This is a genomic window from Sphingomonas sp. SP6 (assembly GCF_058313435.1).
In genome coordinates this window covers 1058113-1069956 of record NZ_JBZFLG010000001.1, presented here as the reverse complement: position 1 = coordinate 1069956, position 11844 = coordinate 1058113, and the positions used below count along the sequence as shown (strand labels likewise).

Sequence of the window (11844 nt, the reverse complement as noted above, 5' to 3'; positions counted from 1 at the left end):
AGCGCGGTCCGCAAATGTGACGTTGTAACGTGCGGTCGCCCCGCCTACATTCCTGACCGATGACCGTCACGACTCGCCTCGGCCTCGGCGCGAGCCTCGATCGCCTGGCGATCGGGCTTTCGGGGCTGTGCGTCGTCCACTGTATCGCCACCTCGATCATGCTGGCGATGCTGTCCGCCGCCGGCGGCATCTTGGGCGCGCCGATCATCCACGAGGTCGGTCTGACGATCGCGATCGGGCTGGGAGCGGTGGCGCTCGGGCGCGGCGCGATCGCGCACGGCTACATGATGCCGGCGGCGATGGGGTCGCTCGGGCTGGGGGTGATGGCGGGCGCGCTGAGCTTGCCGCACGACGCCTCCGGGATGGAGTCGGTTTGGACGGTGGTGGGCGTCGGCGTCCTCGCGCTCGGCCACGATCTGAACCGCCGCGCCACCGCCTGAGATCGGCGCGGGCACGGTCGGCGGCGCTTGCCGCAGGCCCGCCGCGGTCCTACCTTCGGGCGATGCCGGGGCACGATCATCACGAACCGCAGGGGACCGATCTGGTCGCCGCCGCGCGCGGCACGCTGGAGCGCTCGGGCGAGCAGTGGACCGCGATGCGCGAGGGCGTGTTCCGCGCGCTCGCCGGCTTCGGCAAGCCCGCGAGCGCCTATGACATCGCCGAGGCGATGAGCCGTGCCGAGGAGCGCCGGGTCGCCGCCAACAGCGTCTATCGCATTCTCGACCTGTTCGTCGGCGCCAACCTGGCGAGCCGGGTCGAGAGCGCGAACGCCTATGTCGCGAACGCCCATCCCGATTGCCTCCACGACTGCATCTTCCTGGTCTGCGACGCCTGCGGGCAGATCACGCATCTGGACGACGACCGGATCACGCAGGGCGTCCGCACCGCCGCCAGCGCCGCCGGCTTCCGGCCCGTCCGGCCCGTGATCGAGGTGCGCGGGAAATGCGCCGGCTGCGCCTGACGGACACATAATGACAAGCGGCGGGCGCTTCGCTAAACCGCGCCGATGAATGCGCTTCCCGAGACGCCGCTCCTCGACTCCGTCGCGACCCCCGCCGACCTTCGCAAGCTCCAGCCCGAGCAGCTTCGCCAGCTTGCCGACGAGCTGCGCCAGGAGGTGATCTCCGCGGTCGGGACGACCGGCGGCCATCTCGGCTCGGGGCTCGGCGTGGTCGAGCTGACGACTGCGATCCACTACGTGTTCAATACGCCCGACGACCGGCTGATCTGGGACGTCGGGCACCAATGCTATCCGCACAAGATCCTGACGGGCAGGCGCAATCGTATCCGCACGCTGCGGCAGGGCGGCGGGCTTTCGGGCTTCACCAAGCGCAGCGAGAGCGAGTTCGACCCGTTCGGCGCCGCGCACAGCTCGACCTCGATCTCGGCGGCGCTCGGCTTCGCGATCGCGAACAAGCTGAACGATCGGCCGGGCAAGGCGATCGCCGTCATCGGCGACGGCGCGATGTCGGCGGGCATGGCGTATGAGGCGATGAACAACGCCGAGGCGGCGGGCAACCGGCTGGTCGTGATCCTCAACGACAACGACATGTCGATCGCGCCGCCGGTCGGCGGGCTCTCCGCCTATCTCTCGCGGATCGCGTCGAGCCGCGAATTCCTGGGCCTGCGCGAGCAGCTGAAGCGGTTGGCGAAGAAGCTGCCCCGGCCGATCGCCGAGGCCGCGCGCAAGACGGACGAGTTCGCCCGCGGGATGACGATGGGAGGCACGCTCTTCGAGGAGCTGGGCTTCTATTACATCGGGCCGATCGACGGCCACAATCTCGAGCACCTGATCCCCGTGCTGGAGAACGTCCGCGACGCGGCCGAAGGCCCGATCCTGGTCCATGTCGTCACCCAGAAGGGCAAGGGCTACGGCCCCGCGGAAGCGTCGGCGGACAAATATCACGGCGTCCAGAAGTTCGACGTCATCACCGGCGCGCAGGCCAAGGCCCCGCCAGGACCGCCGCAATACCAGAACGTCTTTGGCGAGGCGCTCGCTCGCGAGGCCGACCGAGACCCGCGGATCTGCGCGATCACTGCGGCGATGCCGGGCGGCACCGGCGTCGACAAGTTCGCGGCGCGCCATCCCGAGCGGACCTTCGACGTCGGCATCGCCGAGCAGCACGCGGTGACCTTCGCCGCCGGGCTGGCGGCGCAAGGGATGCGGCCGTTCTGCGCGATCTATTCGACCTTCCTCCAGCGCGCCTACGACCAGGTGGTCCACGACGTCGCGATCCAGAACCTGCCGGTGCGCTTCGCGATCGACCGCGCCGGGCTGGTCGGCGCGGACGGCGCGACTCACGCCGGGTCGTTCGACGTCACCTATCTCGCGACGCTCCCGAACTTCGTGGTGATGGCGCCGGCCGACGAGGCCGAACTGGTCCATATGGTCCGCACCTGCGTCGAGCATGACTCGGGCCCGATCGCGGTCCGCTATCCGCGCGGCAACGGCACCGGCGTGGCGATCCCCCCCGAGCCGCAAGTGATCGAGATCGGCAAGGGCCGGATCGTCCGCGAGGGCAAGACGGTCGCGATCCTCTCGCTCGGCACGCGGCTGGGCGAGGCGCTGCGCGCCGCCGAGCAGCTCGAGGCGAAGGGGCTGTCGACTACGGTTGCCGACCTGCGCTTCGCCAAGCCGCTCGACGAGGCGCTGATCCGCCGACTGCTGACTACCCACGAGGTCGCCGTGACGATCGAGGAGGGTGCGGTCGGCGGGCTCGGTGCGCATGTGCTGACCTTGGCGAGCGACGAGGGGCTGACCGACGGCGGGCTCAAGATCCGCACGATGCGGCTCCCGGACCGCTTCCAGGATCAGGACAAGCCCGAGACGCAGTATGCCGAGGCGGGGCTGGACGCGGACGCGATCGTCGCGACGGTGCTGAAGGCGCTGCGGCATAACGAGGCGACCGCTGCGGCGAGTGCTTAGCGATCATCGACGATGAAGCGGCCGAGAAGGCCAAGTGGACTGCAGCGCTACTCTCTTTCTATGATTTGATACTTTCTCGCTTTCGGTATTGTTCTTGCGGTATCCGCGCCCCCTATCGCACTAAGTAACTTCATGCATTTGCCTGGCCGACGAACAGGTGATCTCACTTTCATCGGATGCATGGGGGTGGGGTTCTGCCGGTGGGTTGCGGCGTTTACGCTGGTGCGACACGCGGTTTCCGGTGCTATCGTGGTCAGCAAGGCAGCGCGACCCCGGATCAAGTCCGGGGTGACGAGAGGGGCGGGCTCCGCCGCCGCCCCCTTGTGCGCCGCACAATCTGCCTTCACGATGCGACCATATCGTGACGGAGGCGTTACCGCATTCGATGGGGCAGGCGTTCGACGAGATCATGGGGGCAGGGGCCGAAGCCCGGCCCGAACTGGCGGCGATCGGGCGCTGGCTGGCCGACACGCCCGCCGACGAGCTCCGCCGCCGTCAGCACGCCGCCGAGGCGACCTTCCGCCAGCTCGGCATCACCTTCGCGGTCTATGGCGAGAGCGAGGCGTCCGAGCGGATCATCCCGTTCGATATCGTGCCCCGCGTGTTCCTGCCCGACGAGTGGGCGCGGCTGTCGGAGGGGCTGGTCCAGCGGGTCGAGGCGATCAACGCCTTCCTCGACGACATCTACGGCGAGCGCCGCATCCTGAAAGAGGGCGTGCTCCCCGCCGATCTCGTCCTGGGCAATCCGCAGTTCCGGCCCGAGATCGCCGGCATCCGCCCGCCGCACGGCGTCTGGGCGCATATCTGCGGGATCGACCTCGTCCGCACCGGGCCGGATCAGTTCTTCGTGCTGGAGGACAATGCGCGCACGCCGTCCGGCGTCAGCTACATGCTAGAGAACCGCGAGGCGATGGTGCGGCTGTGTCCCGAGTTGTTCGGGATGTTCCGGGTGGCGGCGGTCGACAGCTACCCCGACCTGCTGCTCCAGACGATGCGCTCGGTCGCGCCGCGGGGATCGGCGGGGGCCCCGACCTGCGTCGTCCTGACGCCCGGCCATTACAACTCGGCCTATTACGAACACAGCTTCCTCGCCGATTCGATGGGGATCGAGCTGGTCGAGGGGGCCGACCTCGTGGTGGACGACGACGTCGTCTACATGCGGACGATCGCCGGGCGGGTGCGGGTCGACGTGATCTACCGCCGGATCGACGACGATTTCCTCGATCCTTTGGTGTTCCGCCCGGACTCGGCGCTCGGCGTGCCGGGGCTGATCGCAGCCTATGCCGCGGGGAACGTCGCGATCCTCAACGCGCCGGGCAACGGCATCGCCGACGACAAGGCGATCTACAGCTACATGCCCGAGATCGTCCGCTTCTATTCGGGGGCGGAGGCGAAACTGCCGAACGTCGAGACCTATCGCTGTCGCGAGCCCGAGGCGCTGAAGTATACGCTCGCCAATCTCGACAAGCTGGTGGTCAAGCTGGTCGACGGCTCGGGCGGCTACGGCATGCTCGTCGGCCCGACTGCGACCAAGGCGCAGATCGAGGAGTTCCGCGCCGCGCTGATCGCCGAGCCGCATCGCTACATCGCCCAGCCGACACTGGCGCTGTCGACCGTGCCGACGCTCGCCGACTCGGGGCTGTCGCCGCGCCATGTCGACTTCCGGCCGTTCGTGCTGAGCGGATCGAAGGGGGTGCAGGTGGTGCCCGGCGGGCTGACGCGGGTCGCGCTCAAGGAGGGCTCGCTGGTCGTCAATTCGTCGCAGGGCGGCGGGACCAAGGACAGCTTCGTGCTGATGCCCGACGCACCGCAGCGCCAGACGCAGAGCATGAGCGGGATGACCCAGTCGCAGGGGCGCGGCTGATGGAGATGCTGTCGCGCGTCGCCTCGTCGCTCTACTGGCTCGGCCGCTACGTCGAGCGCGCGGATTTCGCGGCGCGGCTGGTCGAGGCGACGGTGCGGCTCGACGTCCTTTCGGCCCGGCCCGCGGGCGAGGCGGCGTGGCGCTCGGCCCTGGCGGTGACCGAGAGCGAGGAGGCGTTCGCCGCCAGCGGCGCGTCGGCGGCGCAGGCCGAGGTCGCGCGCTTTCTCACCCGCGACACCTCGCACCCGGGCTCGATCGTCCGCTGCCTCGACATGGCGCGCAACAACGCGCGCGCTGTCCGCGTCGCGCTCAGCCGGGAAGCGTGGACGGCGATCAACCGCGCGTGGCTGGTGTTCGATCGCCGTCACCGGACCGATACCGATGCGACGCTGGCGCTGACCGACCTGGTGCTGGCCGAGACCCGCGGCTTCGAGGGCGCGATCCACCGGATGCTGCGCAACCAGACGACGCTGTTCATCCGCCTGGGCATGGCGGTGGAGCGAGCGGACAACACCGCGCGGCTGGTCGACGTCAAATACCATCTGCTGTTGCCCGCGGGCGAGCAGGTCGGCGGCGCGGTCGACCGGGACCAGTGGACGACGATCCTCCAGACGGTTTCGGCCGTGACCGCCTATCGCTGGCTCTACACCGATGGGCTCGATCCCTTGAACGTCATCGACCTGCTGCTCTCGCGCGCGGAACTGCCGCGGAGCATGGCGGCGTCGTCGGAGGAGGTGGTCGAGATCCTCAACGCGCTCGCCCGCCAGACGGGCAGTCACGGCGAGGCCGACCGGATGGCGCGGATGCGACAGTCGCGGGTCGTTCGGACGAAGTCGAGCGAGGCAATCGCGTCGGGACTGCACCAGCATCTCCAGGCGTTCATCGCCGAGAATGCGCAGCTTCACGCAGCGATCGGCCGCCAGTTCCGGTTCAGCTGATGCTTTCCCATGGTAATTTGTTCGTCCTGAGGAGCGGCTGAGCGACGGCGAAGCCGCCTATCGAAGGACTTGGGGCGCACTGTCCTTCAATACGAGCCTTCGCCGCGCTCAGGCTCTACTCAGGACGAACGGAAGTGAGGACGAATGCGCCTGTCGATCGATCACCGCACTACGTATCGTTTCTCCACCGCGCAGGATCGGCTGGTGCAGCGACTGCGGATGACGCCCGAGAACACGCACGATCAGACGATCGCGTCATGGCACATCGCGGTCGATTGCGACGCGCGGATGCGCCGGCACCGCGACGGCTTCGGCAATTGTACGACGATGCTCTACTGCGAGGGGCCGCTCGACAGTATCGAGATCACGGTCGCGGGCGAGGTCGTGACGAGCCATTCGGACGGCGTCCTGCGGGGGACGCTGGAGCCGCTCCCCGCGGCGCTGTTCCGCCGCTCGACCCCGCTGACCCGCGCGGACGAGGCGATCGTCAACTTCGCGCGCGATCAGGTCGAGGCCAGCCCGATCGGAACGCTCCACCGGCTGACCGCGGCGGTGCGCGACCGGGCGGTGATCGACCGTGGCCGCCCGATCCCCGGACGGACCGCCGCCCAGGCCTTCGCCGGCGAGGCGAACACGCCGCGCGATCTGGCCCACCTCTTCGTCGCCGCGGCGCGGTCGCTCGGCTTTCCGGCGCGCTACGTCGGCGGCTATTGCGATCTGGAAGGCGATCACCGGCCGACCCCGCACGCCTGGGCGGACGCTCATGTCGACGGCTTGGGCTGGGTCGGCTTCGATCCGACGCTGGGGCTCTCGCCCGAGGAGCATCACGTGCGCGTCGCGGTGGGGCTCGACGCGACCGACGCGGCGCCGGTCGCGGGATCGCGGCTCGGCGAGGGCGACGAACGGCTCGACGTCGAGGTGACCGTCTCGGTCGAGGGCTGAGCGGTCAGGCGGCGTCGGCGGCGGCGGTCGTCCAGCCGAGTCGCGGAATGGTGATCGAGCGCCGACCGGACAGGTCGGTCCGGCACACGATCAGGTCGCGGCTTTCGATGTAGCTCACCAGCCGGCGCACGCGGCCGAGCGACGACGTGCCGTAGGTCTCGGCGAGCGCCGCATCGGACGGGCAGGGGCCGTTCTCCCTGGCCGCGCGGGCCATGAGCAGGAACGCGCCGAGCATGTCGTCGGGCAGCGCGCCGCCGAGCGCCAGCGCCTCCGCCCAGGCCGGGTCGGCGGTGTCGAAGATGCCCGCGCGCGCGCAACTCAGCCGGCGCGAGAAGGCGGGGAGATCGAGCGCGGGCCGCGCCAGCCCCATCATCCGGCAGCGCACCTGGAAGTCCTGGAACAGCACCGATGCGGGCCGCCCGGCGGTCTCCGCCTCGGCCACGATCGCGCGCAGGACCGCAGCGTAGATCGCCTCGACCTCGTCCTCCGATCGCTCCGGCTCGGCGGCGAGCGGCGCGGGTCGGGTGAGGTCGGCGAGCAGCTCCTCCGCCGGAACGCGGCGCGGGCGTGCGTCGAACGCCATCGGCAGCATCGGCGCGGTCTCCGGCTCGGGCTCGGCGAAGATCAAATCCTTGAGGTCGGCGGCCGGTGCGGTGGGGAGGGGGGTGAGCTTGGGCGAGCCGCTGCGGGCGCTCGTCTCGACCGCGCCGATCTTCACCGTCACCGGTCGGCGGCAGATCGCGGGGCCGAGCGCCAGAAAGGTGCCGCGCGCGAGATCGCGGATCGCCTCCGCCTGTCGCCGCTCCATCCCGAGCAGGTCGGCGGCGCGCGCCATGTCGATATCGAGGAAGGTCCGCCCCATCAGGAAGTTCGACGCCTCGGCGGCGACGTTCTTGGCGAGCTTCGCCAACCGCTGGGTCGCGATCACCCCGGCGAGCCCGCGCTTGCGCCCGCGGCACATCAGGTTGGTCATCGCGGAGAGCGAGGCGCGTCGCACCTCCTCCGCCACTTCGCCGCCGGTCGTGGGCGCGAACAGCTGCGCCTCGTCGACCACCACCAGCGCCGGATACCAATGCTCGCGCGGGGCATCGAACAGCGCGGAGAGGAAGGCGGCGGCGCAGCGCATCTGCCCCTCGGCCTCCAGGCCTTCCAGGCTCAGCACGACGCTCGCGCGGTGCTCGCGCAGCCGCCCCGCGATCCGCGCGATCTCGCGCTCGCTATAGTCGGACGCCTCGACCACGACATGGCCATAGCTCGGCCCGAGCGTGACGAAGTCGCCCTCGGGATCGATCACGACCTGCTGGACCTGCCCCGCCGAGCGTTCGAGCAGGCGGCGCAGCAGGTGCGACTTGCCCGAGCCCGAATTGCCCTGGACGAGCAGGCGGGTGGCGAGCAGTTCCTCGAGATCGATCGCGACCGGGCTGCCGGTCGAATCGGCCCCCATGTCCACGGCGACGGTCATCGCGGCCGTTTGGCCGATGCGGCGGGGCGGGGGCAAGGGACTTGCTTGTCGCGCCGTCGCCGCGCGGGGTAGGGTCTGTCCGAAGGGGACGACGATGCAGGACCGGCCCATGACGATCGCCCATCTGGCGCAGCGGCTGCTCGGCAAATCGCTCGACGAGCTGGACGAGGAGGAGCGCCGGGTCCTGACGGGGATCGAGACGGGGCAGACCGTCAGCCGCGACGCAGGCGATGTCGCCGACGAACGCGCCACGTTCGGCGAGCGCCTGTCGGACCGGGTCGCCGCGGTCGGCGGATCGTGGAGCTTCATCATCGCCTTTGCGGCGGTGCTGTTCGGCTGGATGCTGCTCAATTCGGGCGTGCTCGCGCAGCTCGGCCGCGCGTTCGACCCCTATCCGTATATCTTCCTCAATCTGATGCTCTCGACGCTCGCCGCGGTCCAGGCGCCGATCATCATGATGAGCCAGAACCGGCAGGCAGCGAAGGACAGGCTCGCCGCCAGTCTCGACTATGAGACCAACCTGCGCGCCGAGCTCGACATCCTGCGATTGCACCACAAGCTGGACCAGCAGGTGATCGAGCGGCTCGACCGGCTGGACGCGAAACTGGACGCTCTGGCGAAATCCGCGGCGGCGGATTAGGAGCGACGCCCGGTTCGATCAGAGGCGTCCATGGCAGGCCATTCCAAGTTCAAGAACATCATGCACCGCAAAGGTGCCCAGGATAAGAAGCGCTCGGGCATGTTCTCCAAGCTCTCGCGCGAGATCACCGTCGCGGCGAAATCCGGGTTGCCGGACCCCGATATGAACCCGCGCCTGCGCGCGGCGGTCAACGCCGCCAAGGCACAGTCGATGCCCAAGGACAACATCCAACGCTCCATCGACAAGGCGGCGCGCGGCGACGCCGAGACCTATGAGGAGATCCGCTACGAGGGCTTCGGCCCCGCCGGGGTCTCGCTGATCATCGAGGCGCTGACCGACAACCGCAACCGCACCGCCACCAACGTCCGCACTGCGGTGAGCAAGAACGGCGGCAATCTCGGCGCGAGCGGCTCGGTCAGCCATGCGTTCGATCGCCTTGGCCTCATCAGCTATCCCGCGAGCGTCGGCGATGCCGAAAAGGTGTTCGAGGCGGCGCTCGAGGCGGGGGCGGAGGACGTCACCTCGTCGGAGGAGGGCCACGAGATCTGGACCGCACAGGGCGACCTGCACGAGGTCGCCAAGGCGCTGGTTCCCGTGCTCGGCGAGGCGGAAGGGGCCAAGCTCGCCTGGCGGCCGCAGACGATGATCGAGGTCGGCGAGGACGACGCGGCGACGCTCTTCAAGCTGATCGACGCGCTCGACGACGACGACGACGTCCAGACCGTGTGGGGCAATTACGAGGTCTCGGACGAGGTCATGGAGAAGATGGGGTGATCCTGCGGCCGTGATCATCCTGGGCCTCGATCCCGGTCTCGGGACGACCGGCTGGGGCGTGATCCGTGCCGACGGCAACCGGCTTTCGCATATCGCCAACGGCCAGATCCGCACCGATCCATCGATGCCGCTGCCGCGCCGCCTGACCAACCTCCATGCCGCGCTGCTCGACGTGATCCGCTCGGAACGGCCCGAGGGCGCGGCGGTGGAGGAGGTGCTGGGCAACACCAACGCGGTGTCGACGCTGAAGCTCGGCCAGGCGCGCGGCGTCGTCCTGCTCGCCGCGGCGGGCGCGGGGCTCGCGATCGGTGAGTACCACCCCTCCACCGTCAAGAAGGCGGTGGTCGGCACCGGCGGGGCGGAGAAGCGGCAGATCCAGGCGATGATGCAGGTGCTGCTCCCGGGCGTGACGCTGGCCGGCCCCGACGCCGCCGACGCGCTCGCGGTCGCGATCACCCACGCCCACCACCTCGCCAGCGCCGCGGGCCTCGCGCGTCGTATCCGTGCGGGGGCGTGACGCACCGCGGACGATCGCTTAGGCTTCCCCGATGATCGCGCATCTCAAGGGAAGGATCGACGAGACCGGGATCGACCATGCCGTGATCGACGTCGGCGGCGTCGGCTATCTCGTCGGTGCCTCGTCGCGCACGCTCGCGGCGCTGCCGCCGGTCGGAGAGGCGGCGACGCTCTTCACCGAGCTGCTCGTCGGCGAGGACTTCCTCCGCCTCGTCGGCTTCGCCCGCGCCGACGAGCGCGACTGGTTCCGGTTGCTCACGGGGGTGCAGGGCGTCGGCGCGCGCGTGGCGCTCGCGATCCTCTCCGCGCTCGAGCCCGTCGATCTCGCCCGCGCGATCGCCGCGCAGGACAAGGCGACCGTCGCGCGCGCCAACGGCGTCGGACCCAAGCTCGCCGAGCGGATCGTCCGCGAGTTGAAGGACAAGGCCGGTGGGATCGTCCTCGGCCCTGCCGCCGCCGCGCAGTCTGTCCTGGCCGGGGCGAGCGTCGACGCGGTCTCCGCCCTCCTCAACCTCGGCTTCCGCCCGGCGGAGGCCAGTGGCGCGGTCGCCGCGGCGAACGACGAGCTGGGGGAGGGTGCGACGCTCGATGCGCTGGTCCGGCTGGCGCTCAGGAAGGCGGCGAAGTGAGGCGCGCCACCTGCCGCTGCGGCCAGCTTGCCGTTCACTGCGCGGGCGAGCCGGTGCGCGTCTCGGTCTGCCACTGCCTCAACTGCCAGCGTCGCTCGGGCAGCTCTTTCGCGGCGCAGGCCCGATTTCCCGAGGCGGCGGTGACGATCACCGGTGACGCAAAGATGTGGAGCCAGGCCGGCGACAGCGGCGATATCGCTCACTTCGGCTTCTGTCCGGAATGCGGCTCGACGGTTTTTTGCCGCAACGAGGGGATGCCGGGCCTCGTCGCGGTCGCGATCGGGGCGTTCGCCGATCCGTCGTTTCCCGCGCCCACCGTCTCCGTCTACGAGAATCGCAAGCACGCCTGGGTGGAGATCGTCGCGGAGGGCGTCGTCCATGACTGAGGTCGCCGCGTGACCGCGCGCACCGTCGCGATCTACAGCCTCAAGGGCGGGGTCGGGAAGACGACGCTGGCCGTCAATCTCGCCTGGGCCTCGGCGGCATTGTCGTCTCGGCGGACCTTGTTGTGGGACCTCGACGGGCAGGCGGCGGCGACCTGGCTGCTCGGCCACGAGCCGGGCGGGCGCGAAGCGGGGGCGGCGATCCGGGGCGATACCGCCGCGAAGAAGCTCGTCCGCGGAACCGCGATCGTGGGCCTCGACCTGCTTCCGGCCGACGCCTCGCTCCGCGACCTCGACGTCGCGTTCCGCGCGCTCGACAAGAAGAAGCGGCTGGCCAAGCTCGTCGCCGAGCTGGCGGACGGCTACGACCGGATCGTGATCGACTGTCCGCCGGGGCTGACCGACACGTCCGACCAGATCCTGCGCGCGGCCGATCTCGTCGTCGTCCCGGTGATCCCTTCCGCGCTGTCGCGCCGCGCGCTCGACGTGATCGCCGCGCACGTCGCCGCCAAGAAGGGTCCGAAGGTGACTCTCGCGCCGGTGTTCTCGATGGTCGACCGGCGGCGGGCACTCCACCGCGAGGCGCTGGCCGAGCACCCGGATTGGCCCGCGATCCCGATGGCGAGCGCGTTCGAGGCGATGACCGAACGCCGCGCGCCGCTCGGCGCGTTCGCCCCGCGCGGCTCGATCGGGGTGGAGGCTGTGGCGGTGCTCTGGCGGCGGGTCGAGGCGGCGCTGGCGCGATAGCGGGGGCTGGCGCTCGCAACGCC

13 protein-coding genes are annotated in these 11844 nt (G+C 70.1%); 12 read left to right on the top strand and 1 reads right to left on the bottom strand.

Annotation, left to right across the window (positions count from 1 at the left end; translation table 11 throughout):
- The first annotated feature begins 59 nt into the window (after nucleotides 1-59).
- The 6 genes from AC4GYY_RS05275 (at nucleotide 60) to AC4GYY_RS05250 (ending at nucleotide 6670) form a co-directional block, all read left to right on the top strand.
- Nucleotides 60-440, top strand: coding sequence for a MerC domain-containing protein (locus AC4GYY_RS05275; RefSeq protein ID WP_491119164.1), 381 nt, complete (start codon nucleotides 60-62; stop codon nucleotides 438-440).
- 62 nt (nucleotides 441-502) lie between these two features.
- Entirely contained in the window at nucleotides 503-961 is a 459-nt protein-coding gene (locus AC4GYY_RS05270) for a Fur family transcriptional regulator (protein WP_491119163.1), read from the top strand.
- Nucleotides 962-1006: 45 nt separating this feature from the next.
- Nucleotides 1007-2926, top strand: coding sequence for a 1-deoxy-D-xylulose-5-phosphate synthase (gene dxs / locus AC4GYY_RS05265; protein WP_491119162.1), 1920 nt, complete (start codon nucleotides 1007-1009; stop codon nucleotides 2924-2926).
- Nucleotides 2927-3311: 385 nt separating this feature from the next.
- On the top strand, nucleotides 3312-4790 hold the full coding sequence (locus AC4GYY_RS05260) for a circularly permuted type 2 ATP-grasp protein (protein ID WP_491119307.1): 1479 nt from the start codon (nucleotides 3312-3314) through the stop codon (nucleotides 4788-4790).
- 5 nt (nucleotides 4791-4795) lie between these two features.
- A complete protein-coding gene (locus AC4GYY_RS05255) occupies nucleotides 4796-5728 on the top strand; it encodes an alpha-E domain-containing protein (RefSeq protein WP_491119306.1) in 933 nt (310 codons plus the stop codon).
- 144 nt (nucleotides 5729-5872) lie between these two features.
- On the top strand, nucleotides 5873-6670 hold the full coding sequence (locus AC4GYY_RS05250) for a transglutaminase family protein (protein WP_491119161.1): 798 nt from the start codon (nucleotides 5873-5875) through the stop codon (nucleotides 6668-6670).
- A 4-nt stretch (nucleotides 6671-6674) separates the two neighbouring features.
- Here AC4GYY_RS05250 and AC4GYY_RS05245 read toward each other — a convergent pair whose 3' ends face one another.
- Nucleotides 6675-8132, bottom strand: coding sequence for an ATP-binding protein (locus tag AC4GYY_RS05245; protein ID WP_491119160.1), 1458 nt, complete (start codon nucleotides 8130-8132; stop codon nucleotides 6675-6677).
- A 109-nt stretch (nucleotides 8133-8241) separates the two neighbouring features.
- Here AC4GYY_RS05245 and AC4GYY_RS05240 point away from each other — a divergent pair, with 109 nt between their 5' ends.
- From AC4GYY_RS05240 to AC4GYY_RS05215, 6 genes are read left to right on the top strand one after another with little or no spacing between them, the layout of a single operon-like run.
- Nucleotides 8242-8772, top strand: a complete 531-nt coding sequence (locus AC4GYY_RS05240; RefSeq protein ID WP_491119159.1) for a DUF1003 domain-containing protein — start codon at nucleotides 8242-8244, stop codon at nucleotides 8770-8772.
- Between the two features lie 30 nt (nucleotides 8773-8802).
- Nucleotides 8803-9546, top strand: a complete 744-nt coding sequence (locus tag AC4GYY_RS05235; protein WP_491119158.1) for a YebC/PmpR family DNA-binding transcriptional regulator — start codon at nucleotides 8803-8805, stop codon at nucleotides 9544-9546.
- Between the two features lie 10 nt (nucleotides 9547-9556).
- The gene (ruvC, locus tag AC4GYY_RS05230; protein ID WP_491119157.1) at nucleotides 9557-10063 is read left to right on the top strand and encodes a crossover junction endodeoxyribonuclease RuvC; all 507 of its coding nucleotides are present in this window, start codon (nucleotides 9557-9559) and stop codon (nucleotides 10061-10063) included.
- A gap of 31 nt (nucleotides 10064-10094) precedes the next feature.
- Nucleotides 10095-10691 carry a Holliday junction branch migration protein RuvA gene (ruvA, locus tag AC4GYY_RS05225; protein ID WP_491119156.1) on the top strand — a complete coding sequence of 199 codons (597 nt, stop codon included), beginning with the start codon at nucleotides 10095-10097 and terminating at the stop codon, nucleotides 10689-10691.
- A complete protein-coding gene (locus AC4GYY_RS05220) occupies nucleotides 10688-11077 on the top strand; it encodes a GFA family protein (protein WP_491119155.1) in 390 nt (129 codons plus the stop codon). The genes ruvA and AC4GYY_RS05220 overlap by 4 nt, the downstream gene beginning before the upstream one ends.
- Nucleotides 11078-11086: 9 nt before the next feature.
- On the top strand, nucleotides 11087-11821 hold the full coding sequence (locus AC4GYY_RS05215) for a ParA family protein (protein ID WP_491119154.1): 735 nt from the start codon (nucleotides 11087-11089) through the stop codon (nucleotides 11819-11821).
- Nucleotides 11822-11844 lie beyond the last annotated feature (23 nt).